General features: G+C 49.8%; 21 protein-coding genes, 1 tRNA gene and 1 rRNA gene. 17 read left to right on the top strand and 6 right to left on the bottom strand.

Features of this window, described 5'->3' with window-relative positions:
• The 8 genes from A4G20_00550 (at nucleotide 1) to A4G20_00515 (ending at nucleotide 8,743) form a co-directional block, all read left to right on the top strand.
• On the top strand, nucleotides 1-1,350 hold the full coding sequence (locus A4G20_00550) for a sugar ABC transporter substrate-binding protein (GenBank protein ID QIW14966.1): 1,350 nt from the start codon (nucleotides 1-3) through the stop codon (nucleotides 1,348-1,350).
• 101 nt (nucleotides 1,351-1,451) lie between these two features.
• Nucleotides 1,452-2,336, top strand: coding sequence for a sugar ABC transporter permease (locus A4G20_00545; GenBank protein ID QIW14965.1), 885 nt, complete (start codon nucleotides 1,452-1,454; stop codon nucleotides 2,334-2,336).
• A gap of 1 nt (nucleotide 2,337) precedes the next feature.
• Entirely contained in the window at nucleotides 2,338-3,171 is an 834-nt protein-coding gene (locus tag A4G20_00540; GenBank protein ID QIW14964.1) for a sugar ABC transporter permease, read from the top strand.
• A gap of 58 nt (nucleotides 3,172-3,229) precedes the next feature.
• The gene (locus A4G20_00535; protein ID QIW14963.1) at nucleotides 3,230-4,333 is read left to right on the top strand and encodes an oxidoreductase; all 1,104 of its coding nucleotides are present in this window, start codon (nucleotides 3,230-3,232) and stop codon (nucleotides 4,331-4,333) included.
• 233 nt (nucleotides 4,334-4,566) lie between these two features.
• Nucleotides 4,567-5,418 carry a hypothetical protein gene (locus tag A4G20_00530; GenBank protein QIW14962.1) on the top strand — a complete coding sequence of 284 codons (852 nt, stop codon included), beginning with the start codon at nucleotides 4,567-4,569 and terminating at the stop codon, nucleotides 5,416-5,418.
• A 2-nt stretch (nucleotides 5,419-5,420) separates the two neighbouring features.
• A complete protein-coding gene (locus A4G20_00525) occupies nucleotides 5,421-6,899 on the top strand; it encodes a cardiolipin synthase (protein QIW14961.1) in 1,479 nt (492 codons plus the stop codon).
• A gap of 149 nt (nucleotides 6,900-7,048) precedes the next feature.
• Entirely contained in the window at nucleotides 7,049-7,741 is a 693-nt protein-coding gene (locus tag A4G20_00520) for a hypothetical protein (protein QIW14960.1), read from the top strand.
• Between the two features lie 138 nt (nucleotides 7,742-7,879).
• Nucleotides 7,880-8,743, top strand: coding sequence for a tellurite resistance methyltransferase TehB (locus A4G20_00515; GenBank protein ID QIW14959.1), 864 nt, complete (start codon nucleotides 7,880-7,882; stop codon nucleotides 8,741-8,743).
• A 63-nt stretch (nucleotides 8,744-8,806) separates the two neighbouring features.
• Here the strand turns inward: A4G20_00515 and A4G20_00510 are convergent, their stop codons facing one another.
• Nucleotides 8,807-9,934 (bottom strand): DNA protecting protein DprA, encoded by a 1,128-nt coding sequence (locus tag A4G20_00510; protein ID QIW14958.1) that lies wholly within the window; start codon nucleotides 9,932-9,934, stop codon nucleotides 8,807-8,809.
• Between the two features lie 209 nt (nucleotides 9,935-10,143).
• Between A4G20_00510 and A4G20_00505 the strand changes: the two genes are divergently transcribed.
• The 7 genes from A4G20_00505 to A4G20_00475 all read left to right on the top strand — a co-directional run bounded on the left by A4G20_00505 (nucleotide 10,144) and on the right by A4G20_00475 (nucleotide 18,454).
• Nucleotides 10,144-10,656: a peptide deformylase gene (locus A4G20_00505; protein ID QIW14957.1), complete on the top strand. Its 513-nt coding sequence runs from the start codon at nucleotides 10,144-10,146 to the stop codon at nucleotides 10,654-10,656.
• 12 nt (nucleotides 10,657-10,668) lie between these two features.
• Nucleotides 10,669-12,093 (top strand): ATP-dependent DNA helicase RecG, encoded by a 1,425-nt coding sequence (locus tag A4G20_00500; GenBank protein QIW14956.1) that lies wholly within the window; start codon nucleotides 10,669-10,671, stop codon nucleotides 12,091-12,093.
• Between the two features lie 72 nt (nucleotides 12,094-12,165).
• Nucleotides 12,166-13,095 (top strand): ADP-glyceromanno-heptose 6-epimerase, encoded by a 930-nt coding sequence (locus A4G20_00495; GenBank protein ID QIW14955.1) that lies wholly within the window; start codon nucleotides 12,166-12,168, stop codon nucleotides 13,093-13,095.
• Nucleotides 13,096-13,097: 2 nt separating this feature from the next.
• Nucleotides 13,098-13,979, top strand: coding sequence for a ribosomal protein L11 methyltransferase (locus tag A4G20_00490; GenBank protein QIW14954.1), 882 nt, complete (start codon nucleotides 13,098-13,100; stop codon nucleotides 13,977-13,979).
• Between the two features lie 245 nt (nucleotides 13,980-14,224).
• Nucleotides 14,225-15,814, top strand: coding sequence for an aminobenzoyl-glutamate transporter (locus tag A4G20_00485; protein QIW14953.1), 1,590 nt, complete (start codon nucleotides 14,225-14,227; stop codon nucleotides 15,812-15,814).
• A 181-nt stretch (nucleotides 15,815-15,995) separates the two neighbouring features.
• The gene (locus tag A4G20_00480) at nucleotides 15,996-16,277 is read left to right on the top strand and encodes a DNA-directed RNA polymerase subunit omega (protein QIW14952.1); all 282 of its coding nucleotides are present in this window, start codon (nucleotides 15,996-15,998) and stop codon (nucleotides 16,275-16,277) included.
• A gap of 62 nt (nucleotides 16,278-16,339) precedes the next feature.
• Entirely contained in the window at nucleotides 16,340-18,454 is a 2,115-nt protein-coding gene (locus A4G20_00475) for a bifunctional GTP diphosphokinase/guanosine-3',5'-bis(diphosphate) 3'-diphosphatase (GenBank protein ID QIW14951.1), read from the top strand.
• A 51-nt stretch (nucleotides 18,455-18,505) separates the two neighbouring features.
• Here A4G20_00475 and A4G20_00470 read toward each other — a convergent pair whose 3' ends face one another.
• The 5 genes from A4G20_00470 to A4G20_00450 form a co-directional block, all read right to left on the bottom strand.
• A complete protein-coding gene (locus A4G20_00470; protein QIW14950.1) occupies nucleotides 18,506-19,810 on the bottom strand; it encodes an oxaloacetate decarboxylase subunit beta in 1,305 nt (434 codons plus the stop codon).
• A 9-nt stretch (nucleotides 19,811-19,819) separates the two neighbouring features.
• Entirely contained in the window at nucleotides 19,820-21,658 is a 1,839-nt protein-coding gene (locus tag A4G20_00465) for an oxaloacetate decarboxylase subunit alpha (protein ID QIW14949.1), read from the bottom strand.
• Between the two features lie 15 nt (nucleotides 21,659-21,673).
• A complete protein-coding gene (locus A4G20_00460) occupies nucleotides 21,674-21,931 on the bottom strand; it encodes an oxaloacetate decarboxylase gamma chain (GenBank protein ID QIW14948.1) in 258 nt (85 codons plus the stop codon).
• Between the two features lie 127 nt (nucleotides 21,932-22,058).
• Nucleotides 22,059-22,871, bottom strand: a complete 813-nt coding sequence (locus A4G20_00455) for a DNA ligase (protein QIW14947.1) — start codon at nucleotides 22,869-22,871, stop codon at nucleotides 22,059-22,061.
• Nucleotides 22,872-22,994: 123 nt separating this feature from the next.
• A complete protein-coding gene (locus A4G20_00450) occupies nucleotides 22,995-23,828 on the bottom strand; it encodes a hypothetical protein (protein ID QIW14946.1) in 834 nt (277 codons plus the stop codon).
• A gap of 441 nt (nucleotides 23,829-24,269) precedes the next feature.
• Between A4G20_00450 and A4G20_00445 the strand changes: the two genes are divergently transcribed.
• Nucleotides 24,270-25,814, top strand: a 16S ribosomal RNA gene (locus A4G20_00445).
• Nucleotides 25,815-25,894: 80 nt separating this feature from the next.
• Nucleotides 25,895-25,970 (top strand) — tRNA-Glu (locus A4G20_00440).
• Nucleotides 25,971-26,028 lie beyond the last annotated feature (58 nt).

The following is a 26,028-nucleotide window of genomic DNA, read 5'->3' as shown; positions in this document are numbered from 1 at the left end:
ATGAAACTCAAAAAACTCTTTACCCTTACCCTCCCCGTCTTAGCGGGTTTGGCCATGACCGGCTGTGGGGAAAAAGACCAAGCCGCCCAAGTTGATGTAGCCATGCCAACCGAAGGGCAGGAATTAGCTGGCAATATTACCTTTTGGCATTCCTTTACCCAGGGGCCTCGCTTAGAGGTTATCCAACAGGCTGCCAAGGAATTTGAAAGTAAACATCCTAAGGTCAAAATTAAGATTGAGACCTTTTCCTGGAACGACTTTTACACCAAGTGGACCACTGGCCTCTCTTCAGGCAATGTACCAGATATGAGTACAGCCCTGCCTAATCACGTGATTGAGATGATTAATTTTGGGGCCCTACAACCCATTGACGACCTGATTGATAGCATTGGCCGGGATAAATTTGCCAGTGGGGCCATTGATGAAGGCACGAAGGAAGGCAAGAATTACGCTATTCCCCTTTATTCCCATGCCCAAGTCATGTGGGTGCGGAAGGACTTACTAGCCAAGCATAATCTGCCTGTGCCAAAGACCTGGGACGAACTCTATACCACGGCCAAAACCTTGACCAAGGATGGCGTTTATGGCCTGTCTGTGCCTATGGGCAGCAATGACTTTATGGCCACCCGCTTCCTCAACCTCTATGTTAGAAGTGCTGGGGAAAGTTTACTCACCAAGGATCTCAAGGCCAACCTAACCAGCCCAGCGGCCCAAGAGGGCATTAAGTACTGGGTTAAGATGTATCACGATACCTCACCCAAGGATTCGGTCAATTACAATGTCCTCCAACAAGCTACCCTCTACTATCAGGGCAAGACCGCCTTTGACTTTAACTCAGGCTTCCAAATTGGTGGGGTAAAAGCCAACTCGCCACAGTTATTGGGTGATATTGATGCCTATCCACTGCCGAAGATGAAGGCTGATGATCCAGATACCGGCATTGAACGAGCCAATATCCCAATGGTCGTTTGGAAGGCCTCCAAGCACCCTAATGTTGCCAAGGCCTTTATGAAGACCCTCTACGATAAGGATCGCTATATCCAGTTCCTCAAGGCTGTCCCTGTTGGAATGTTGCCAGCCATCAGTGGTATTTCTGATGACCCAAGCTACAAGGCAGATCCTGTCATCAGCCAGTTCAGTCATGCTGAGCAGGTCATCTCCCAGGCGCTTGAAAAGGGCATTGCCATTGGCTATGAACACGGCCCAAGCGTACAGGCCGGCGTTTTAACCAACCAGCATATCATTGAAAAAATGTTCCAAGATATTGTGGTCAATGGAACAGATCCGTTGGTTGCCGCCCAAAAAGCCGAGAAAGAACTCAATAGCCTATTTGATGTGATTAGCCAGTAATTTCCGACTCCCCCCTTTCATCTTAATGAACACGTTGAAGCCTGCTCTAGGGGCTTCAAGGGGGGCTTTTTTCTCGAAATTTTGCAAAGAGGAAGGTGCTTATGTACTACCGCCGCCATAATTACACCAGATGGATATTTGTTCTACCGGCCCTGCTGATTGTGTCCGTCTTGTTCATCTATCCCTTCTTATCCAGCATTTTTTATAGCTTTACCAATAAAAACTTGATCATGCCAAATTATAGTTTTGTTGGGCTGGATAACTATCGGGCTGTGCTATCAGATCCTGCCTTTTGGTCATCCTTTTTTAACTCGCTCAAATGGACGATTTTCTCCCTGGTCGGGCAAGTCTTGGTGGGCTTCTTTTTGGCCCTGGCCCTCAACCGAGTCGAGCGTTTTAAGTGGCTCTATAAGATCTTGCTCATCATCCCCTGGGCCTTCCCGACCATAGTGATTGCCTTCTCTTGGCAGTGGATCCTCAATGGGGTGTATGGCTACCTGCCAAATATGTTGGTGCAGCTAGGCTTTATGGAGATGGCTCCTAACTTTCTGGCCGATCGCACCTGGGCCTTTATCTGCCTGGTCTTTATTAACATCTGGTTTGGTGCACCACTGATTATGGTCAATGTCCTCTCTGCCCTCCAAACTGTCCCGGCCGACCAGTACGAGGCCGCCAAGATTGACGGGGCCAATATGTGGCAGGTCTTCCGCTATATCACCCTGCCTCACATTAAGGTTGTGGTTGGGCTCTTAGTGGTCTTAAGAACCGTCTGGGTCTTTAACAACTTCGACATCATCTACCTGATTACTGGCGGCGGCCCAGCCGATGCCACCATGACCCTGCCTATCTTTGCCTATGACATGGGCTGGGGAAGCAAGCTGCTTGGACGTTCATCGGCTGTTACCGTCCTGCTCTTTATCTTCTTGCTATCTGTATGCTTTATCTACTTCAAAATTATCAACCGTTGGGAAAAGGAGGGAAGATAAGATGAAAAAGAAATCCACCCTATTTGGTGACTTGGTCTCACACGCCTTCTTGGTCATTGCCACCATTATTGCGGTCTTTCCTCTGGTTTGGATCTTTATCTCCTCGGTCAAAAGCAAGGGGGAACTGACCAGTGAATCCACCCGTTTCTGGCCAAAAATCTTTACCTTGGATTATTTTGAGCACGTGATCAACGATCTGAACTTCATTGTCAACATCAAGAACAGCTTGTTTATTTCACTGGTCACCACGGTGATTGCCATTACCATTTCGGCTATGGCGGCCTATGGGATTGTACGCTTCTTCCCGAAATTAGGCTCCATTATGTCCAAGCTCTTGGTCACAACCTACATCTTCCCGCCCATTTTACTGGCCATTCCCTACTCCATCGCCATGGCCAAGGTGGGACTAACCAATACCACCACAGGGCTGATTATAGTTTACCTGTCCTTTAGTGTGCCCTATGCAGTCTGGCTCTTGGTGGGTTTCTTCCAAACCGTGCCCATTGAAATTGAAGAGGCCGCCAAGATGGACGGGGCCAATAAATTTACCATCTTCTTTAAGATCGTCCTGCCCTTGGTGGCCCCAGGCATTGTTGCCACGGCTATTTATACCTTTATCAATGCCTGGAACGAGTTCTTATATGCCCTGATTTTGGTCAACGACACCAGCCAAATGACCGTTGCCGTTGCCCTCCGCTCCCTCAATGGAGCAGAAATCCTGGACTGGGGAGATATGATGGCTGCCTCCGTGATTGTGGTGATTCCATCTGTACTCTTCTTCTGTTTCATCCAAAACAAGATTGCAGGAGGCTTATCTGAAGGTTCGGTCAAATAATTACTGCTTTTCCTTAACTCTTTAACCCTGATTTACAACTTATTCTTAGGAGAATATTATGATTAGATACGGTGTCGTGGGCGTAGGCTACTTTGGTGCAGAGCTTGCCCGCTTTATGAATGAAAATGATGATGCCCAAATTACCATGGTTTATGACCCTGAAAATGGTCAAACCATTGCCCAAGAACTGGGCTGCCAGGCCGCCGATAGCCTAGAAACCCTAGTCAGCCACCCAGAGGTGGACTGCGTGATTGTGGCCACGCCCAACTACCTCCACAAGGAGCCCGTTCTCTTGGCCGCCCAACACAAAAAACACGTCTTCTGCGAAAAACCTATCGCCTTGAACTACCAAGACTGCGATCAAATGGTCAAGGCCTGCGAAGAAAATGGTGTCACCTTTATGGCCGGCCACGTGATGAACTTCTTTAACGGGGTACACCACGCCAAGGAACTGATTAACCAAGGGGTCATCGGCAAGGTACTCTACTGCCACACCGCCCGCAACGGCTGGGAGGACGAGCAACCGAGCATTTCTTGGAAGAAAATCCGGGCCAAATCAGGCGGCCACCTCTACCACCACATTCACGAGCTAGACTGTGTACAATTCCTTATGGGGGGGATGCCAAAAACCGTGACCATGACCGCCGGCAATGTGGCCCATCAAGGCGAGAAATTTGGTGATGAAGACGATATGATCTTTATTAATATGGAGTTTGAAGACGGCCGTTTTGCCGTGCTGGAATGGGGTTCAGCCTTCCGCTGGGGCGAACACTATGTCCTGATTCAGGGCGAAAAAGGCGCAATTAAGCTGGATATGTACCACTGCAAGGGGACCTTAAGGGTGGATGGCAAGGACAGCTACTTCCTCATTCACGAAAGCCAGGAAGAGGATGACGACCGCACCCGTATCTACACCAGTACTGAAATGGACGGCGCCATCCAATACGGCAAACCAGGCAAACGCACCCCAATGTGGCTGAGTTCCATCATGAAAAAAGAGATGAAGTACCTCAACGACATCATGCACGGTATGAAACCAAATGCCGAGTTTGAAAAACTCCTCACCGGCGAAGCCGCTCGAGCCGCCATCGCCACCGCCGACGCCTGCACCCGCTCCCGCTATGAAAACCGCAAGGTTGCTGTGGCGGAGATTTTGCATTAGGTTAAATACTTACAAGCGGCCAGAAAGTCAGGATTTTTTGCAAAAATCTTGGCTTTTCTGGCCGCTTGTTTATGGGGTTATTGAGAGCAGGGCGCTACCAATCACGCAAGTAGCGACTGATGGTCATTTTGGTACTCATATTGATTGGGTTCCGTGGCCTGTTTCAAAGGAAAGATGCAGTTTGGCCCCGCATCCAGTACAATAGGCCCAAGCTCATCTTTTTGTCTATTATAATGAAAAAACGCTACCTTATTGTGATTTTCCTCCTGGGTCTGGGACTTTTTTTTCAGTTGGCCTTTGAGGTTTTTCCCCAGCCCAAGTCGGCTTTTAAGCAGCGCCAACAAGCGGTCTATTTTCCGCAAAATCTTGCAAATTCAGGCTGGCAGTGTTTTACCACCCATCAGGCCCCTGTCCAGCCCCTAACCCAAATTCGGCTCTTAAATTGGAATATCCACAAGGGCATGGATGAGGGCTGGCAGGCGGATTTAAGCCAGCTTGCCCAGGGGCAGGACTTGGTGCTCTTGCAAGAAGCCAGCACTTCCCAGCAAATTCCTGAACTTTTGCCGCAATTTGCCAGCAGTTTGCACAATATCGCCTTTGAGTATCTTAATGAGGGCGCAGGGGTCTTATCCTTGAGCCGCTGGCAGCCCAGCCGTTATTGCCAGCATGCAGAGGCAGAGCCTTGGATCCGCCTGCCCAAAACCCTTTCTGCCCTCACCATTCCAACCACCAAGCAGGCCTTGCTGGTGGTTAATGTGCATTTTGTGAATTTTGAGTGGTTTCCCACCGCTTACCAGGCCCAGTTGGAGGCCTTGAGAGAGCTGATTTCAGTCCATTCAGGGCCTGTGATTTTAGCAGGCGATTTTAATGCCTGGCGGGGGGAAAGAACCCAACTCTTGCAGGCTATGGTGGGGCAACTGGGCCTGAAAGAAGTGCCGCTCTCATCGGATGAGCGGCTTCAGGTCTTTGGCTATCCGTTGGACTATTTATTTGTGCGGGGTTTGGCCTTAAAATCCGCAACCAGTTTTCAGGTCAGCTCTTCTGATCATAATCCATTGATGGCCACATTCCATTTGGAGGACTAAGCGTGCCCTTTTCAATCACTTGGAGCGAGATTTTCTTCGCCCTGCACTTTTCGGTAGTTTTACTTTGTGCCTTAAGAGTGCTTTATCATCAGCGTAACACAGGGGCGGTTTTGGCCTGGCTCTTGGTGCTCTTTGCCTTCCCCATGGTGGGCGTGGTGGCCTACTTGCTGATTGGCGAGCCTCGCTTGGGCAAGAAGCGGCTTAAACGAACAGCACAAATCAACCGTTTTTATGCGGAATTTGCAGATAACTACATCAACGACAGAGAGGTTGCCCGTGATCATGGCTTGTCTATTCAGCAACAGGGCATGATCAAGATGGCGGAAAATAGCACCAATTTAACCGCCAATCACGACAATAGCATGCAGCTTCTTACCACAACCGATCAAATCACCCAGGCCATGTTGCAGGACATTGAGCAAGCCAAGCAAAGCTGTTTACTGGCCTTTTACATCATTGAACCCCAGGGCAAGATTGCCCAAGTGCTTGAAGCGGTGGAGGCCGCCGCCCAGCGGGGTGTGCGTTGCCTGATCTTGGCCGATGCCATTGGCAGCAGCCGTTTCTGGCGCAGTGAATGGGTGGAAAGGCTGAAGGCGGCAGGCGTTTTCTTGCAGGAGGCCCTGCCTGTTGGGCTTATCCGCAGCCTCTATCGGCGTAACGACCTACGCAACCACCGTAAGATCTTGGTGGTGGACTACCATATCGGCTACACAGGCAGCTTTAACCTTATCGACCCCCTCTATTTTAAGCGGGAGGCCGGTGTGGGCGAGTGGGTGGATGTAATGATGCGTTGTACGGGCTCGGTAGTTTTGGAAATGGCGGCTGTCTTGTATGCGGACGTGGCGGTGGAGAGCGAGGAAAACCTGGCTCAGGTTGAGGCCTACCTGAAAAGCTATGAACAAAACCCGCCTATCCTGGCCCCATCGCAGGGTTCGGTGGTGGCTCAGGTTATTCCTTCTGCACCTGATCAAGCCGACAGCGTGATTTACGACACCATCTTATGTGCCATTCACCAGGCCACCCAGCGGATTGTGATCACCACGCCCTATTTTGTGCCTAATGAACCCTTGCTTACGGCGCTTAGTACAGCTGCACGGCGGGGGGTGGAAGTGACCCTTATCCTGCCGGCCAAGGTGGACTCCAAAATGGTGCGTTATGCCTCCCGGGCCTACTTCCCTATGCTGCTCAAACAAGGCGTAAAAATTGCTGAGTTTGAAGGCGGCCTGCTCCACACCAAAACCTTGGTAGTGGATGACGATTACACCCTCTTCGGCACGGTCAATATGGATATGCGCAGCTTCTTCCTCAACCTTGAGATCAGCCTTGCAATTTATGACCGAGAAATGACCGCTTGCATTGCTGCCCTGCAAGTAGGCTATTTGGCCCAAAGCCGTTATTTGCAGGAAAAGGCCTGGCTGGCCCGCTCCAAATGGTGGAAATTGGTGGAAAATACTGTGCGTTTGATGAGCCCTTTGCTCTAGATCAAAAATCTGCCGCCGACTTTTTACCTCAACTACCTATAGTTACCCATAAAGAGTTATTTGCTTGATTTTAGTCAAATTCTTTTGGGCCTTTTTGAATTAGTATGACTCCACCTTATTTCGAAGTCCCATTCCATTAGGAGCATATTATGAAAAAAACAGCATTAACCTTAGTTTTAGGAAGCCTACTTGTTTCAGGTTCAGCCCTTGCCCACACAGCGGGTGATATCCTCTTCCGTGCAGGGCCGATTCATGTCACGGCCAATTCTGCTTCTCGCACCCAAAATATGGATAAAGGCATGCCTGAAGCCCAACTTAAAGTGGCCAACAATACCCAACTTGGTTTAACAGGAACCTACTTCTTTACTGATAACCTTGGTTTAGAGTTATTAGCAGCAACGCCGTTCTCTCATAAAATCTATGCTAATGTGCCAGTACTTCCTAGTGCCTTTGGTTTACCGGCAAATTTAGGTGGTGGCCCTGTAGCAAAAGTAAAACACCTGCCACCAAGCCTTTATGCCCAATACTATTTTGGCGATGCTAATAGTGTTGTACGCCCATACCTAGGTGCTGGTATCAACTATACCCGCTTCTTCCGCCCTGAATCTACCCATGCAGCAGTGACCAATCTCAGCGTGAAAAAACATTCTGTCGGCCCTGTGGCCAATGCGGGGGTAGATGTTAAACTTACTGACAATATTTCCTTTAATGCGGCTGTGTGGTACACCAACATTCGTACTACCGCCAAATTTGACACTCCAGCCCTCAACATCTATGGCCACGAAGTGAAAATTAAACTTGACCCACTCGTCGCCTTCGCAGGCTTCGGGGTGCGTTTCTAGGCTACCTCTTTCCAGTTAAGCCCTTGAGCTAAATCAAGAGATCGTAAAAACCGACTATTTTAGTCGGTTTTTTTGCTGGCAAGTTTTGCAAAAAAGCATAAAATTTCTCCCGCTTCTTATCCAATTTAAGGAAAAACCATGGAAAATTTACTCTGCTACAAACAAATGCCGGTTTGGAACAAGGCCAGCCTGCCGCAAATGTTCCAAGAAAAACACAACACTAAAGAAGGCACCTGGGCCAAGCTGACCATCCTCAAGGGTCAGCTCAAATTTTATGAATTGACCGAGGACGGTGAAGTGGTGGGAACAGCCATTTTCAGCCCTGAAAACCCAGCGCCCTTTGTCCAACCACAGGTCTGGCACAGGGTTGAAGCCCTATCAGACGACCTAGAATGCCAACTGGCCTTCTACTGCCAGCCTAAAGACTACTACGCAAAAAAATACAACCTGACCACCACCCATTCTGAAGTGCTCAATGCTGTCCAGCACATCCAAGGCGGCAAGGCCCTAGACCTAGGCTGTGGCCGAGGCCGCAACGCCCTTTATCTCAACCTCTTGGGCTTTGATGTGAAAGCTGTCGATAGTAACGCCGAAAGCATTGAATTTCTCAACTATATGATTGAAAAAGAGGGCCTAGAAAACATTGAAACCCGCCTTTACGACATCAACCAAGCTGACCTTGAGGGCCAGTACGACTTGATTATCTCTACTGTGGTCATGATGTTCCTTCAGCGGGATCGCATTCCTGCCATCATCGACAATATGCAGCGCAACACCAAGCTGGGCGGTTACAACTTGATTGTCTGTGCCATGAGCACCGAGGACTACCCTTGCCCAATGCCCTTCTCCTTTACCTTTGCCGAGGGTGAGCTGAAGAACTACTACCAAGGCTGGGAGCTGATCAAATACAACGAAGACCTGGGCCAGCTCCATAAGGTTGATGAGCATGGCAACCGTATCCAACTCAAGTTTGCAACCATGTTGGCCAAGAAAATTGCTTGATTATACATAAGACAAGGGGTTGAAATTTTGCAAAAAGTTGCAGATTTTTAACCCCTTGTTTTCTTATTGACGAACATAGCCCCCCTCTACCTGCTTTATCACCTCCAACAGTTCCAAATTCAGCAGCTCAATCAGTAAATCGGATACTTCCATTTGACAAGCCTTGGCCAGTTGGTCGATGGAGATGGGGTCTAGCTGGATATGTTCCACGATTTGGCCTTGGCAAGCGGTTAAATCGGGCAGGTTTTTTGCAAGTTTTGGCGGCTTGGCCACCGCTTGTGGGGTGGGCTGTGGGCTGAAGAGATCGGCTTGCTTGGGTGGAGCAGGCTGCCGCTGGTAGGCGATGGCTTCCAAAATATCATCCACACTTTCCACCAAAAGGGCGCCGTCCTTGATGAGCTTGTGGCAGCCCTGGCTATAGGGGTTTTGTACGGCATTAGGCAGGGCGAAGACCTCCCGACCCTGTTCTAGGGCGTAGCGGGCAGTAATAAGCGAGCCGCTGTTAAGGGTGGCTTCAACCACAAGCGTGCCCAGCGACAGGCCACTGATGATGCGGTTTCGTCTGGGGAAATTTTCGGCTATGGGTGGTTGGTAGGGGAAGAATTCCGACACCAGGGCTCCGCCAGTGTCGATAATTTTCTCCGCCAATTTTTTATGGCGGGCGGGGTAAACCTGCTCTAGGCCGCTGCCCAGGACGGCGATAGTCAGGCCGCCCTCGGCGACTGCCCGTTGATGGCAGAAGCCGTCAATCCCAATGGCCAGACCGCTGGTCACCGCCAGTTGGTTTTTGACCAAATCTGCGGCAAAGGCACCCGCCCAATACTCGCCATAATGGGAATAATCTCGGCTGCCAACCATGGCAATTTGCGGCTGCGACAGGGCCTCCACCGAGCCTTTGACAAAGAGGACAGGCGGGGCGGTGGAAATCTGTTTGAGCAGGAAGGGGTAGTCCTCATCAAACAAGGTGAGTAGCCGCCCCTTGTTTTCAGCCCAGTCGAGAGCGGTGTCGATCCACTTTTGCTCGGGCTGAAACCAGCGTTGGATTTGCTTTTCATTCCAGCCCATTTGGCGGAGCTGGGTTCGGTCGTAGTCACAGAATTGGCCGAAGTCGATTTCGGCTAAAAGACGCCCGATTTTATGAGCGCCCATTTGGGGGACTTGCAGGAGTTTGAGGAGTTGTGCTTGGTACATTTTATAGATTAAACCTTATGCAGGCTATGAGTGAGACGGTTGCTGAGCTTGTCGAAGCATAAGTCGAACGGTTAGCCAGCCTATCATTTATAAAAATGCTTATGGTTCGACAAGCTCACCAACCGCATTTTTTAACATTTCCCTAATCCTAATAAAAAGACTAAAATAACCAATCTTTTTATTTTCGTTTTTCGATCGAGATCACAAAAATGGCCCTATTAGATGTTGTAATTTACCCAGATGAAACCCTGGCCACCGTCTGCCAACCCGTAGAAACCGTGGACGAGGCCCTTAACCAATTTATTGATGATATGTTTGACACCATGTACCAACACGAGGGCATTGGCCTGGCCGCCCCTCAGGTGGGCGTGCTCAAACGGGTGGTCACCATTGACATTGAGGGCGACAAGGCCAATCAAATTGTGCTGATCAACCCAGAAATTATCGCAAGCTCGGGTGAAACGGGCATTGAAGAGGGCTGTTTATCCATTCCGGGTTGCCGTGCCTTGGTACCACGCAAGGAAAAGGTCACCGTCAAGGCCCTAAACCGTAAGGGGGAGGAGTTTACCTTAGAGGCAGACGAGCTTTTGGCCATTTGTATTCAGCATGAAATCGACCACCTCAACGGTGTACTTTTTGTCGATCACATCTCGCCTCTCAAACGCCAGCGGTTTAAGGAGAAGATGCTTAAACTTAAGAAGCAGTTGGCTCGCACCAAGTAAGATAGGTAGGATATGTTCAATCTTGATTCACTATGCTTTACCAAAGAAAACCAATTTTTTGATCGTAAAAGTGCAAGAATTAAACCGCGTGATATTTTAAAACACCTGGTTGCCTTTGCGAACGCCAATGGTGGCGTATTGGTGATTGGGATTGAAGATAATGGTGATATATCGGGTTTTGGTATAAATGGTGCACATCCTTTAGAGGCTTTTAAGGAAATTGCACTGGTTGAACTGAGAAAAACACCGATTATCGCCATTTATGAAGAAATAGCTGTCATTAATAAGCAGCAACAAGCGGATAAAATTCTGGTTATTTCCATCAATGTATCGACTGATAGGATCATTGAATCCTATGATGGCAGAGTTTATTTACGCCAGGCTGATAAGTCTATTGAGTTGAATTATGAACAAATTACACAATTAAGCTATGATCGAGGCCAGCGCTTTTTTGAGGATGAAGTTCTAGAGGATGCCACATTTGAAGATATCGATCTTAGCTTAATTGAAGAATATAAGCTGCAAATGAATTTGCCAGATCTCTCTATGGAAAATCTGTTTAATGCACGCAATTTGATGAGGAATGGGAAATTAACACACGCAGCCATCCTTTTATTTGGAAATAACCCAACAAAATTTCTGCCTCAAGCACGGTTAAGATTTATTAAATATGATGGCACACAGGCACAAGTAGGCAAACAGCTAAATATTGTTAAGGATCGTACTTTTGATGGAGCAATTCCTGATATTATTCATAAAGCCAAGGCCTTTATCAGCTCGCAATTACGGGAATTCCAATATTTAGATGATGATGGCAGATTCAAAATTATGCCTGAATACCCTGAATTTGCGTGGTTTGAAGGCATTGTGAATGCCCTTGTTCACCGTAATTATTCTTTTCGGGGTGATTATATTCGTGTCATTATGTTTGATGATCGTTTGGAAATTCATAGCCCCGGTAAGCTGCCGAATATTGTGACATTGGAAAATATGTCTTATAAGCGCTATTCAAGAAACCCTCGGATTGCACGCATATTAACAGAGTTTGGCTGGGTGCGGGAAATGAATGAAGGGGTAAAACGTATTTATTCAGAGATGGAAAGTTTTTTCCTAAATGAGCCTATTTATATGGCTACCAATGATAGTGTTGCACTTACCCTAGAGAACAATATTCTAAATCGCAGCTTGAGAATTAATGATAATATTGAGGCCTTAATTTCCAGTGAGCTTTTTAAGGCCTTAGATCATTATGATAAAAAAATAGCCCATTATCTTTATGTAAATCAAAAAATAACTGTGAAAGAGGCGGCCATACTTCTAGATAAGAGTAAGCGCTTCACAGGGGAACGCTTAAAGAAATTGGCGGAGTTGAATGTCTTAAAATGGCAGGGAACAAGTGCGAAAGATCCAACGCAATACTATACCTTAAATATATAAGTGCATAGTAGTTCGTAGTAGTTCGTAGTAGTTCGTAGTAGTTCGTATAACTAATTTATAGAGGAAAACATTATGATTATCGTCACAGGCGGTGCTGGCTTTATTGGCAGCAACATTGTTAAGGCCCTTAATGGTATTGGCAGAAAGGATATTTTAGTGGTGGACAACCTGAAAAATGGGGAAAAGTTCATCAATTTGGTAGACTTAGACATCGCAGATTATTGCGACAAGGAGGACTTTATCGCCTCCATCATTGCCGGCGATGACTTTGGCCCCATTGATGCCGTCTTCCATGAGGGCGCCTGCTCAGCCACCACCGAATGGGATGGCAAGTATATGATGCAGAACAACTACGAATACTCCAAGGAGCTCTTGCACTTCTGCCTAGATCGCCAAATCCCCTTCTTCTACGCCTCCAGTGCGGCTACCTATGGCGGGCGGTCAGACAACTTTATCGAAAAACGGGAATTTGAAGGCCCACTTAACGTGTATGGCTACTCCAAGTTCCTCTTTGATGAGTATGTGCGTAAAATCCTGCCAGAAGCCGAGTCGCCAGTTTGTGGCTTTAAGTACTTCAATGTTTACGGCCCACGGGAGCAGCATAAAGGCTCCATGGCCAGCGTGGCCTTCCACCTCAATAACCAAATCCTCAAGGGCGAAAACCCGAAACTCTTTGCAGGTTCTGAGACCTTCCTGCGGGACTTCGTTTATGTAGAAGATGTGGCTGCGGTCAATCTCTGGGCCTGGCAAAATGGGGTATCAGGCATTTTCAATCTTGGCACGGGCAAGGCTGAGTCCTTCCAGGCGGTGGCTGAAGCCGTGATTGCCTTCCACCAAAAGGGCCAGATTGAGACCATTCCTTTCCCGGATCACCTCAAATCCCGCTACCAAACCTTCACCCAGGCAGATCTAACCAAGCTGCGTGAAGCGGGTTACGATAAACCATTTAAGACCGTGGCAGAAGGCACTTCGGCCTATATGCAATGGCTCAATCGGGAGTAGGTATGGCCTGGGTACAAATTCGTTTAAACAGCACCAGCCAACAAGCGGAGCAAATCAGTGATTTTTTAACAGAAATCGGAGCCGTGTCCGTCACCTTTATGGACAGCCAGGACACACCCATTTTTGAGCCGCTTCCAGGTGAAACCCGGCTGTGGGGCAATACCGATGTGGTGGCCCTCTTTGATGCCGAAACTGATATGCAGGTCATTGTGGAAGCCCTGATTACCAGCCGCCTGGTTGAGACTGATTTTTCACATAAGATCGAGCAGATTGAGGACAAGGACTGGGAGCGGGAGTGGATGGACAACTTCCACCCTATGCAGTTTGGCAAACGCCTTTGGATCTGCCCAAGCTGGCGGGAAGTGCCAGACCCAAATGCCGTTAATGTGATGCTGGACCCAGGCCTGGCCTTTGGTACCGGCACCCACCCGACCACCGCCCTCTGCTTGCAGTGGTTGGACAGCCTGGATTTAGCCGGCAAGATCGTGATCGACTTTGGTTGTGGCTCAGGTATCTTGGCCATTGCTGCCCTTAAACTGGGGGCTAAAGCGGCCATCGGCATCGACATCGACCCACAAGCCATTCTGGCCAGCCGTAACAACGCTGAGGCCAATGGTGTGGCTGACAGCCTGCAACTCTTTTTAGCCAAGGATCAACCGCAGGATCTGCAGGCCGATGTGGTGGTGGCCAATATCTTGGCCGGCCCGCTCAAGGAACTGGCTCCGCAAATTATTACCCTGGTCAAACCACAGGGAGATTTGGGCTTGTCGGGGATTTTGGCGACTCAAGCCCAATCAGTATGTGAGGCCTACCAGGCTGCTTTTGCTCTTGATCCAGTTGAGGAGAAAGAGGAGTGGTGTCGGATTACGGGGCGGAAAGCCTAATCTTGATGGCGCTAGCCTCTAGGCTGGTGCCTGATATATCAAGGGGGTGCCAGCACCAGCGAGGACGCTGGCGCTATCCCTGAATTTAATTTATGGATTTAAAAATGCCCATATTGTGCAGCAGACAAACCTGTTCAGCATGATATGGGCATTTTTTATTGTTGCAAAAGTGTAAATTTTCGGTAAACTCCCCGCAACCCAAGCAATCGGTTGCTTGGATAATCAGCAAGTGATTAGGAGAATTTATGAGCAATAACCCGCAAATTGAAAAGAAAGGGGCTATGCAGCGCTTTTTAGGCGGTGTGGAATGGCTGGGCAATTTACTGCCTCACCCGATTATCCTCTTTATGTTTATGTGTTTAATTTTATTGGTGCTGTCTGCCGTGCTTGCCTCGATGGGCGTAAGCGTGCCAGACCCGCGTCCTGAAGGGGCGGCTGGCCGCAGTGCAGAGGGGGTGATTTATGTGCAAAACCTCTTAAGCGGCGAGGGCATTGCCAAAATCGTCAGCAACTTAGTGAAAAACTTCACCAACTTCGTGCCACTTGGTACGGTTTTAGTGGCCATGCTGGGGGTGGGGATTGCTGAGTATTCAGGCCTGATTTCTGCTGGCCTGCGTGGCTTGGTCATGGGCGCACCGAAACGCTTGGTCACCTTCACTGTCGTCTTTGGCGGCGTGGTGTCTAATACGGCTGCTGAACTGGGCTATGTGGTGCTTATTCCGCTTGCGGCCATGATCTTCCACACCCTGGGCCGTCACCCGCTCGCAGGTTTGGCTGCTGCCTTTGCAGGGGTATCTGGCGGTTACAGTGCCAACCTCTTGTTAGGTACGGTAGATCCGCTTTTATCGGGTATTACCCAAGAAGCCGCCCGCCTGATTGACCCAACCTATGTGGTCGGCCCTGAAGCCAACTGGTACTTTATGTTTATCAGTACCTTCTTGGTCAGTATCTTGGGTGTGTTTGTTACCGAAAAAATTGTCGAGCCGCAACTGGGCAAATACAACCCAGATGATGCCGCAGACAAGGAAATCCTCAACAGCAAGATGGAACGCTTAACGGCCGTAGAGAAAAAAGGCTTGGTTTGGGCTGGTATCAGTATGTTGATTTTCTGTGCCCTATTGGCCTGGACCATTGTGCCAGACGACGGCATCTTGCGTAATCCGAAAACCGGTGCAGTGGCAGGCTCGCCATTCTTGCACGGCATTGTGGTCTTTATCTTCATCTTCTTCGCCATTCCTGGCTATGTTTATGGTAAGGTGACAGGCAGCATTAAGTCTAGCAATGATGTGGTCAAGGCCATGTCTGAGAGCATGAGCTCTATGGGGATGTATATCGTGTTGGTCTTCTTCGCCGCCCAATTCGTGGCCTTCTTCGGTTGGTCAAACCTGGGTGCGGTGATTGCGGTTAAGGGTGCAACTCTCTTAACGGATTTAGGCTTAACCGGCCCGCTGCTCTTCGTTGGCTTTATCCTGATTTGTGGCTTTATTAACCTGATGATTTCGTCCGCCTCTGCCCAATGGGCCTTGACGGCGCCGATCTTCGTGCCAATGCTCATGCTTATTGGCTATGCGCCTGAAATTATCCAGGCTGCCTACCGTATCGGCGACTCCACCACCAATATCATCACCCCGATGATGAGCTATTTCGGCCTGATTATGGCGGTGGCTGTGCGTTATAAGAAAGACACAGGCGTGGGCACCTTGATGTCCATTATGGTGCCTTACTCACTGATTTTCATCGTGGGTTGGACCCTGCTCTTCTTTGTCTGGGTCTTTGTACTGGGCATGCCAGTTGGCCCAGGTGCACAAACCTTCTATCCTGCGGTAGCGGGTTAGAACTCAACAACACAAGCGGGGCGAAAGCCCCGTTTTTTTGCAAAAAATCTTGCTTTTTTACCCGCTTGCAGCCCCCTAATGGGGCGATAAATGTCCCCCGAGAGAGATTGAAAGCCCGCTTAAACTTCTGTATAATCTTTCCTCTTTAGTTCCCAGAAAATAGCCCAAATTGGAGTAGAAAATGGCTCGTGTAACCGTACAAGAAGCAGTTGAGAGAGTTGGTAACCGTTTTGATTTAATTTTAACCGCTGCACGCCGTGCAAGACAGCTACAGCTGCACACCCGTGAGCCTTTGGTGCCTGAAGATAACGACAAGCCAACGGTCATCGCCCTGCGTGAAATTGAAGAAGGCCTTATCAACAACCAGATCATGGATAACTTTGAAAATATGCAGGCCATGCAGCAAGAAATGGCCGAGCGTGAAGCCATTTCCTTCCTGGCAGACGTACAAGCAAAAGCATAAGAATTGTTCAACATTTTTTAAGGCAGAGTTATTCTGCCTTTTTTGTAGAAGGTGGGGTGTTTATGTATCGATCAGAAATCTTTGAGCCGTTAAACTGCCTAATTCAGGGCTACCTGCCCCAGGCCAGCATTGCCCAGGTTAAGGCTGCCTTTGAGCTGGCCCGAGATGCCCACGAGGGGCAATTTCGCTCCAGTGGCGAGCCTTACATTACCCACCCTGTGGCTGTGGCCTGTATTATTGCTGAGCTAAAGCTCGATCACGAAGCCGTTATGGCCGCCCTCTTGCACGATGTGATTGAAGACACGCCCTGCACCGAAGAAGAACTCACCGAAAAATTTGGCGCCAGCGTGGCGGAAATCGTCCAAGGCGTTTCCAAGCTAGACAAGCTCAAATTCCGCACCCGCCAAGAGGCCCAGGTAGAGAACTTCCGCAAGATGATCCTGGCCATGACCAAGGACATTCGTGTGGTCTTGATTAAGCTGGCCGACCGCACCCATAATATGCAAACCCTGGGTGCCTTGCGGCCAGATAAACGCCAGCGGATTGCCAAGGAAACCCTGGAAATCTACAGCCCTCTGGCCCATCGCTTGGGCATTGAGTCCATGAAAAATGAGCTGGAGGATCTCTGCCTCAAGGCCATGCATCCTTATCGCTTTCAGGTGATGAAAAATGCGGTGGAAATGGCCCGCCAACACAAGCTAGAGCTGATCGAAAAAATCTCTGAGGCCATGCAAACCCGCCTTAAAGAAGCGGGCATCAAGTCCCGCATTTTTGGCCGAGAAAAAAACCTCTATTACCTCTATCAAAAGACCCGCAGCAAGGAATTGAACTTTCAGTCTATTTTGGACATTTTCGCCTTTCGTGTGGTGGTGGATAGCCTAGATGAATGCTATCGGGTCTTAGGCTTGCTCCATGCCCTTTACAAGCCCCGCCCGCAAATGGTCAAGGACTATATTGCCGTGCCCAAGGCCAATGGCTACCAGTCCCTGCAAACCTCGCTGATTGGCCCGAAGGGCGTGCCGGTGGAAGTGCATATTTGCACCGAAGATATGCACCTTATGGCCGAATACGGCGTGGTGGCCCATTGGCGTTACAGCGACAATCAGGCCCAGGCCACCAGTGTGCAACGCAAGGCTCAACAGTGGCTCAACAGCATTATCGAACTCCAACAAAGTGCAGGCAATTCGCAGGAATTTATTGAAAGCGTTAAGTCTGAACTCTTTTCTAACAATATTTATGTCTTTACCCCTAAGGGTAGGATCATTGAACTGCCAGCCCAGGCAACCGCCATCGATTTTGCCTATGCTGTGCATTCCGATGTGGGCGATCGCTGTGTAGGGGCAGTGGTGGATCGCCACCCTTACCCGCTTTCCCAGCCCTTGGCCTCAGGCCAGACCATTGAGGTTATCACCAAGCAGGGCCAACGCCCAACGGCGGCCTGGCTCAATTATGTGGTCAGCGCCAAGGCCAAGGCCTGTATCCGCCAGCGCCTCAAACACCTGCAACGTGATGAGGCCATTGCCCTGGGCTCCCGCCAGCTTTTACTGGCCATGAATTTGCAAGATTTGGCCCAAATTGACCCGCTTGCCGTGGAGCTTACCCTGTCGGAACTCAAGCTGGAACAGCTAGACGACCTCTTGGCTGAAATCGGCCTGGGCCACCAGGTCAGTGGCGTGATTGCCGCCCGCCTCTTGGGCAAACCTGTGGACATCAGCCCTGTCCAAGCACCAGCCAGCCAAGCTATTAGCGTTCAATCTGCCCATAGCGATGTGATGAGCCTGGCCAAGTGCTGCATGCCAATTCCAGGCGATGAAATCATCGCCCGCCTCAACACTGGCCGTGGCCTGATTGTGCACCGTGTCACCTGCCCGAATGTTAAGGGCTTTGCCACCCAGCCCAATAACTTTACGCCTGTGACCTGGGATGTGGCCGCCGATCAGGCTGAATTTGAGGTCGAACTCATTATCGAAATGCAGCACCAGGCAGGCGTACTGGCCGGCATTACCCAGCTGCTCTCCAATATGAATAGCAATATTCTTAATATCTACAGCGAGCCGAAAGACGACTCTGTTCATCTCTTGCTCTTGTCGATTTGTGTGCGAGATAAGGCCATGTTGGATCTGATCTTGAATAGGCTGGCCAGTTTGCACGGGGTTGTGCAGGTGGTGAGGAAATAAAAAGTAAAAAAAGAGCACAAGATTTGTGCTCTTTTTGTTTGAGGACTTGGCCTACATAAGAGCCGAGATATACTTGAGCATCACGCCCGCTGCAATGGCCGAGCCAATCACGCCAGCCACATTAGGCCCCATGGCGTGCATGAGCAGGAAGTTCTGTTTGTCTGACTCCAGGCCGATTTTATTGGCCACCCGAGCGGCCATCGGCACAGCAGAAACACCAGCGGCCCCAATCAGTGGGTTGATCTTGTGCTGGCTGAACTTGTTCATAAGCTTGGCCATCAGCACCCCGCTGGCCGTACCAATAGCGAAGGCCACCATACCTAAGGCCAAGATGCCCAAGGTTTGAGGCTGGAGGAACTTGTCGGCTACCAGTTTTGAGCCAACGGATAAACCCAAGAAGATGGTGACAATGTTAATTAGGGCGTTTTGAGCCGTGTCGTTGAGCCGTTCGACAACGCCACTCACCCTTAAGAGATTACCAAAACAGAACATACCTAAGAGCGGGGCAGCATCAGGCAGGAGCAGGGCAACCAGCACCAAGAGGATAATCGGGAAAATGATTTTTTCTCGGTTGCTAACATTGCGTAGCTGGACCATTCTGATCTTGCGTTCCTGCTCGGTGGTCAAAGCCTTCATAATCGGCGGCTGAATAAGGGGAACCAGAGCCATATAGGAATAGGCCGCAACGGCGATAGCACCCAGCAATTCAGGGGCTAATTTGCTGGCCAGATAGATGGCTGTTGGGCCGTCTGCCCCGCCGATAATCCCGATGGCAGCGGCTTGTGGCAGGGTGAAATCAATCAGGCCCAGCCAGTTGAGGGCAAGCGCCCCCAAGACGGTGGCAAAAATCCCGAACTGAGCAGCTGCCCCCAGCAAGAGGGTGCGGGGGTTAGCCAAGAGGGGGCCGAAGTCGGTCATGGCTCCAACGCCCATAAAAATGAGTAGAGGCGCGACACCATAACCAATAGCCACCTTATAGAAGAGGGCCAGCACACCCGAGGTGTAGCCCATATCACTGGCCATGGCTTCCAATTCATTAACCACAGAGGGCAGGGCGCTGTTAAGGGCCTGTTTAATGGCGGCTGGATCGGCTAGGCTGTTGAGCTTAGTAGCCACCAGGGCCAGCTGTTCTGCCGTACCATGGTGAAGGAGATTATCCAAAGCCGTCATGGCAATGCCGGCCTCTGGAATGTTAGACAGCAGGCCACCAAAGCCGATTGGCACCAAAAGAAGGGGTTCAAACTTGCGGGCGATGGCCAGCCAAAGCAGAACCAGGCTGACGGCCATCATAACCGCCTGCCCCCACTCTAGGTGCATAATACCCATTCCCTGTATCAGGGCGAGAAGACTATCCATCATTCCTCCTTAGGCAATGGTCATGAGGGTTTGATCAACGGCCACCACATCGCCTGACTTGACCGCAATGCCCTGCACCGTGCCCGCCTTGGCTGCACAGATCTGGGTTTCCATCTTCATGGCTTCTAGAATGAGCAACACTTGCCCTTCGGCTACCTGTTGGCCTTCACTGACCTCAACCTTAATGATGTTACCCGCCATTGGGGCTTTTACAGGCTCGCCTGAACCGCTGGCCACCGAGGCAGCAGGGGCAGCCGCTTGTGGCGCAGGGCTTGGTGTTGAGGCTGGAGCAGGAGCAGATGGTGCAGCAGCAGGGGCGATATTACTGATTTCCCCGCCTTCACTCACCTTGACCACAAAGGCCTTGCCTTCCAGTTCCACCGTATAAACCGCTGGGCCTGCTTGAGGGGCAGTGGCTGGTGCGGCCGCAGGGGCTGGTTTGGCTGTTTCTGTACCTGGGGCTGGCTCAAAGGCGGCTGGATTGTTGCGGTTTTCCAAGAACTTCCAGCCAACCTGTTGGAAGAGGGCGACAATCAGCACATCATCAATGGCCTCATTTGCAAGTTTTAGGCCTTTTTCAGCCGCTTGTTGGGTTACTTCCGCCACTAATTTGTTTAATTCAGGGGCGATATGGTCAGCAGGCCGGTCGGTAATGGCCTGGCCACCTTCGAGGACACGGGCCTGTAAGTCCGCATTCACTGGCGCAGGCGTGCGGCCGTATTCGCCCTTGAGGATGCCGGCGGTTTCCTTGGCGATGGTCTTATAACGTTCGCCCATCAGTACGTTCATCACGGCTTGAGTGCCGACAATTTGTGAAGTTGGGGTCACTAATGGAATATAGCCCAAGTCCTCCCGCACGTTTGGGATCTCTTGCAGAACCAGATCCAGTTTGTCGCTGGCATTTTGTTGCTTGAGCTGGCTTTCCAGGTTGGTCAGCATGCCGCCTGGCACTTGAGCCACCAAAATACGGCTGTCCACGCCCCGGAGTTGGCCCTCAAACTTGGCGTACTTTTTACGCACATTGCGGAAGTAGGCCGAAATTTTTTCAAGTGCTGGAATATCTAGGCTCGTATCATAAGGCGTGCCTTGGAGGGTGGCGACCAAGGATTCAGTGGCTGGGTGGCCATAGGTGCCGCTCATGGAAGAAATGGAGGTATCCACCCCATCCACGCCTGCTTCAATGGCTTTCAGTAAAGCCATTTCGGCCATACCCGTGGTGGAATGGCAGTGGAGGTGGAGTTCCACATCGTAACGTTGTTTGATTTCCTTGACCAATTCATGGGCTGCCATTGGGGTCAGAATGCCGGACATATCCTTAATCACCAAGGAATCCACCCCGATTTCCAAGAGCTGCTCGGTCACATCCAGCCAGGTTTGCAGGGTGTGGACTGGGCTGGTGGTGTAGCTCAGAGTCCCCTGGGCATGGCCGCCATTTTTCCGCACGGCTTGCAGGGCTTGTTTCATATTGCGGGGGTCGTTCATGGCATCAAATACCCGGAAGACGCTCATACCATTGGCCACCGCCCGTTCGACAAATTTATCGACCACATCATCAGCATAGTGGCGGTAGCCCAAGAGGTTTTGGCCCCGCAGGAGCATTTGTAGCGGGGTGTTAGGAATGGCCTTTTTCAGCTCCCGCAAGCGGACCCAAGGGTCTTCACCTAAAAAGCGGATACAGGCATCAAAGGTTGCCCCGCCCCAGGCTTCCAGCGACCAGTAGCCGATCTTATCCAGTTCGGCCGCAATAGGGAGCATATCGTCTAAACGCAGGCGGGTGGCAAAAAGGGATTGGTGGGCATCACGGAGCACAACATCGGTAATAGCAATTTTTTTAGTAGGCGTATTCATTTTCTTATCCTTTTCTTATTTTAAACCTTGAAGTTTACGGTGGTGGGCGATGGCGGCCACAATGACAGGGCGGAGGCCATCGAGGTTGTCCACGGCAGGCGTGGCGACAGGCTTGGCAGGTTCAAGCCCAGGTTGAGCTTCGGGGAAAAAGCGGTTGATGGCCTTAGACATAAAGCCAATGGCAAAAATTAAGACAAACAGGAAGAGCATGACAAAGCCCATACCTGCAATCATTAAATTTACCCCTTCAAGTAATAGGTTTGAAGTCTCCATATCATTTCCTTGAATCGAAAATAAAGCTCAAGCATAAAAAAGATTAGGGTAAAGAACAAGATTTTTTTATTAAAAATGTGAAATTGATCACTGCCTTGTAAAAAATCGGCCCTTTCTCACCGCTTGTTTAAGGCTGATCAGTCCGCACCCGCCAATAGGTGGCAAAACGGGGCTTGCCCTGGCTGGTCAGGCCGCGGTATTTGTAGGTGATCTGGCTGCCGATGGCGGGTGGATTTTCCCGCTCCTTGTCGCTAAAGCCTGAGCCAATCCGAAACTGCCCTCGATGATTTTCGCAGGTAACGGCTCCGAGTTTATCCGCATATTTTCCCTTGCCCTTGTGATGGGCTACGACCCTGCATTCCTCATCTAACACAGCCTTGAACTTGAGGATCTGGGCTGATCGGCCTTGGATATAGGGGGAGTTGGGGTTACGCACCACCAAGCCTTCGCCGCCGGCTTCCTGAATAGTTTGGAAAAAGGCATTGAGATGGGCCTTATCCCGTACGGGGATTTGCTCAATCACCTCAATAAAGGGCGTGGGATGCTGGGCCAGATAATCCTTGAGGACTTGCAGGCGTTGCAGCAAATCACCCTCGGCATGGGGTACATCAAAAACGTAGAGTTTGAGCTTGTGCCAGCCCTTGGGATTGGCGGCACGCACCGCGGCGGAGATTTCATCAAACCTGCCCCGCTGGCTAAAGAGCTCGCCATCCAGGGCAAAGGGCGGGAAGCCTTGGATGAAATAATCGGGGGGAGCTAGGGTATTGCCTTGGCGACTGAGCAGCTCTTTGCCGTCCCAAAAGCCCCGAACACCGTCGAGTTTTTCGCTCATAGCCCAGCCTGTGATGTCTTGGTCTTGGTAGTGTTCCAAGAGCATAAGGTTAAGCGGGGCGGCTGCAAGCGGTGAAGATAAGAAAAAGAAAAGAAGAAATCGAAACATAGTTGCCTCCAAATAAGAGGCAACTATATAGAAGGAGGGAAAGTTTGCTAGCAGTTCAGATCGCTTTTTCGATCCAGATCGAGAAATGAAAATTTTCTGCTTGATCTTTGCAAAAAATCAGACTTAAACGACCGCTTGCACGAGGGCGGACAGATCGCCTGTAAAGTTTTCAGCCTGGGCCATTTTGACAATCTCTTGGTGGCTGTGTTTTTGGGCGTTATAGACCACAACCATGCTGGTGTCGCCCACTTGCAGGAAGTTGCGTTCGCCAAATTCGGTATAACGGGTAGCGCCGATGCTGATGATGGCCTGTTTTGGGTAGTTGGCCTGCTTGAGCAGGTTGGCAATGTTGTTCATGGGGTCTTGATCGGGCTGGTTGTTCATGCGATCGATGATCCAATCCAGGAGTTTTTGATGGAAATAGCTGTAACCCACGGTTGGGCTGTCGATGCCGTATTCATTTAGCTCGCCCTTGCGTTTGTGGAAGCAGGCAATATGATACTGATCTAAATTGCCACCTGCCTCAAACTTATCAAGAGCAATATGTTGAGCAGATAAGCCCTTAGAAGCCGCTCCCCAGTTTTTCTTTTCACAGATTTTCTTGGCATTGGGGCGGCGGATGGAGCAATCATTATAGGCTGCAAAATGAGTTGGCTTAAGGGCTGTAACCTGTGTGCCAGCATATTCAATCTCGCAAATAAGGGACACTTCAGGTTCAATTTGTAAATTGTCGGCATCTTGCGGGAATTGAATGGTGTTGTGGGAAAGGGGGAAGGTGGCGAGGAAGGCTTCGCTGGCTGATAGGCTCTGGCTTGGCACAAAGAAAGGAAAAATAGCCTTGGGTTGAATGGCTTCGGTGGTTTTTACTCCGACAAAATCGGCCGCTTCGCCTGCCTGTTCCAAATGGCCTGCAAAGTTGCCTGCCACACCTAAACCGATAAAATCTTGAGTTTGCATGTCTTGCTCCTATATGTAACAGAAATGTTAAGCTAAAGGTAGCCTGAAATGGCGGTTCTATCAAGGTGGAAAGATGAAAAATTAGCAATAAAGATCCTAAAATTTCGCCTAAGTGGATTTTTCTTAATCAAGCGGTAAAAAAATTGAAATTTTTTGCAAAAACCGCTTGCGTAGATTTCCAAAATCTCTATAATACGCCCCATCGCAACGACGCACAGTTGCAAATCAATTTTCTTGCAAGTGCGTCGTTCTTTTTTGCTCTTTAAAAAGATATCAGACAATCTGTGTGGGCACTTGTTGATTGACTTGTTAAAAATATATTTTAATTTTGAAGTCTTAATAGGTGCTTAAACTAGAAATTCATTATTAGATATTAGTTCTTTTGGATTAATATTTACTATGTAAACTTTAGCTAAGCAGTTTATTGAGCGATTAAACTTTTTGAATTGAAGAGTTTGATCATGGCTCAGATTGAACGCTGGCGGCAGGCTTAACACATGCAAGTCGAACGGTAGCACAAGAGAGCTTGCTCTCTGGGTGACGAGTGGCGGACGGGTGAGTAATGCTTGGGAATCTGGCTTATGGAGGGGGATAACGACGGGAAACTGTCGCTAATACCGCGTAGTCTCTTAGGAGTAAAGTGTGGGACCTTCGGGCCACATGCCATAAGATGAGCCCAAGTGGGATTAGGTAGTTGGTGGGGTAAAGGCCTACCAAGCCGACGATCTCTAGCTGGTCTGAGAGGATGACCAGCCACACTGGAACTGAGACACGGTCCAGACTCCTACGGGAGGCAGCAGTGGGGAATATTGCACAATGGGCGGAAGCCTGATGCAGCCATGCCGCGTGAATGAAGAAGGCCTTCGGGTTGTAAAGTTCTTTCGGTGATGAGGAAGGCGGTTAGTTTAATAGACTAATCGATTGACGTTAGTCACAGAAGAAGCACCGGCTAACTCCGTGCCAGCAGCCGCGGTAATACGGAGGGTGCGAGCGTTAATCGGAATAACTGGGCGTAAAGGGCATGTAGGCGGTTACTTAAGTGAGATGTGAAAGCCCCGGGCTTAACCTGGGAATTGCATTTCATACTGGGTAGCTAGAGTATGTTAGGGAGGGGTAGAATTCCACGTGTAGCGGTGAAATGCGTAGAGATGTGGAGGAATACCGAAGGCGAAGGCAGCCCCTTGGGACAATACTGACGCTGAGATGCGAAAGCGTGGGGAGCAAACAGGATTAGATACCCTGGTAGTCCACGCTGTAAACGCTGTCGATTTGGGGATTGGGGTTTGACTCTGGTGCCCGAAGCTAACGTGATAAATCGACCGCCTGGGGAGTACGGCCGCAAGGTTAAAACTCAAATGAATTGACGGGGGCCCGCACAAGCGGTGGAGCATGTGGTTTAATTCGATGCAACGCGAAGAACCTTACCTACTCTTGACATCCATAGAAGGACTCAGAGATGAGTCTGTGCCTTCGGGAGCTATGAGACAGGTGCTGCATGGCTGTCGTCAGCTCGTGTTGTGAAATGTTGGGTTAAGTCCCGCAACGAGCGCAACCCTTATCCTTTGTTGCCAGCATGTAAAGATGGGAACTCAAAGGAGACTGCCAGTGATAAACTGGAGGAAGGTGGGGATGACGTCAAGTCATCATGGCCCTTACGAGTAGGGCTACACACGTGCTACAATGGTGCATACAGAGGGCTGCGAGACGGCGACGTTGAGCGAATCTCAGAAAGTGCATCTAAGTCCGGATTGGAGTCTGCAACTCGACTCCATGAAGTCGGAATCGCTAGTAATCGCAAATCAGAATGTTGCGGTGAATACGTTCCCGGGCCTTGTACACACCGCCCGTCACACCATGGGAGTGGGTTGTACCAGAAGTAGATAGCTTAACCTTCGGGAGGGCGTTTACCACGGTATGATTCATGACTGGGGTGAAGTCGTAACAAGGTAACCGTAGGGGAACCTGCGGTTGGATCACCTCCTTACCGAAACAAGAACGACTGCAAGTGTTCACACAGATTGTTTGATAATGTTGATATAATGGCAGGAAGGGCATCTTTAAATGATGTCCCCATCGTCTAGAGGCCTAGGACATCGCCCTTTCACGGCGGTAACCGGGGTTCGAATCCCCGTGGGGACGCCATTTAAAGATGACTTTGGTTGTCTGAATTGTTCTTTAAAAATTTGTAAACAAGCTGAAA

This window comes from Pasteurellaceae bacterium RH1A (assembly GCA_012221805.1).
Taxonomy (GTDB): Bacteria; Pseudomonadota; Gammaproteobacteria; order Enterobacterales; family Pasteurellaceae; genus RH1A.
The sequence above is the reverse complement of the archived record's forward strand: the minus strand, read 5'-3'. Positions and strand labels throughout refer to the sequence as shown.

Coding starts and splice junctions, on each gene's coding strand:
- A4G20_00450 (QIW14946.1), bottom strand. CDS start 23,828: ATGCAAACTCAAGATTTTATCGGTTTAGGTGTGGCAGGCAACTTTGCA.
- A4G20_00465 (QIW14949.1), bottom strand. CDS start 21,658: ATGAATACGCCTACTAAAAAAATTGCTATTACCGATGTTGTGCTCCGT.
- A4G20_00505 (QIW14957.1), top strand. CDS start 10,144: ATGGCCCTATTAGATGTTGTAATTTACCCAGATGAAACCCTGGCCACC.
- A4G20_00485 (QIW14953.1), top strand. CDS start 14,225: ATGAGCAATAACCCGCAAATTGAAAAGAAAGGGGCTATGCAGCGCTTT.
- A4G20_00480 (QIW14952.1), top strand. CDS start 15,996: ATGGCTCGTGTAACCGTACAAGAAGCAGTTGAGAGAGTTGGTAACCGT.
- A4G20_00545 (QIW14965.1), top strand. CDS start 1,452: ATGTACTACCGCCGCCATAATTACACCAGATGGATATTTGTTCTACCG.
- A4G20_00495 (QIW14955.1), top strand. CDS start 12,166: ATGATTATCGTCACAGGCGGTGCTGGCTTTATTGGCAGCAACATTGTT.
- A4G20_00550 (QIW14966.1), top strand. CDS start 1: ATGAAACTCAAAAAACTCTTTACCCTTACCCTCCCCGTCTTAGCGGGT.
- A4G20_00455 (QIW14947.1), bottom strand. CDS start 22,871: ATGTTTCGATTTCTTCTTTTCTTTTTCTTATCTTCACCGCTTGCAGCC.
- A4G20_00490 (QIW14954.1), top strand. CDS start 13,098: ATGGCCTGGGTACAAATTCGTTTAAACAGCACCAGCCAACAAGCGGAG.
- A4G20_00535 (QIW14963.1), top strand. CDS start 3,230: ATGATTAGATACGGTGTCGTGGGCGTAGGCTACTTTGGTGCAGAGCTT.
- A4G20_00510 (QIW14958.1), bottom strand. CDS start 9,934: ATGTACCAAGCACAACTCCTCAAACTCCTGCAAGTCCCCCAAATGGGC.
- A4G20_00540 (QIW14964.1), top strand. CDS start 2,338: ATGAAAAAGAAATCCACCCTATTTGGTGACTTGGTCTCACACGCCTTC.
- A4G20_00475 (QIW14951.1), top strand. CDS start 16,340: ATGTATCGATCAGAAATCTTTGAGCCGTTAAACTGCCTAATTCAGGGC.
- A4G20_00500 (QIW14956.1), top strand. CDS start 10,669: ATGTTCAATCTTGATTCACTATGCTTTACCAAAGAAAACCAATTTTTT.
- A4G20_00515 (QIW14959.1), top strand. CDS start 7,880: ATGGAAAATTTACTCTGCTACAAACAAATGCCGGTTTGGAACAAGGCC.
- A4G20_00470 (QIW14950.1), bottom strand. CDS start 19,810: ATGGATAGTCTTCTCGCCCTGATACAGGGAATGGGTATTATGCACCTA.
- A4G20_00520 (QIW14960.1), top strand. CDS start 7,049: ATGAAAAAAACAGCATTAACCTTAGTTTTAGGAAGCCTACTTGTTTCA.
- A4G20_00460 (QIW14948.1), bottom strand. CDS start 21,931: ATGGAGACTTCAAACCTATTACTTGAAGGGGTAAATTTAATGATTGCA.
- A4G20_00530 (QIW14962.1), top strand. CDS start 4,567: ATGAAAAAACGCTACCTTATTGTGATTTTCCTCCTGGGTCTGGGACTT.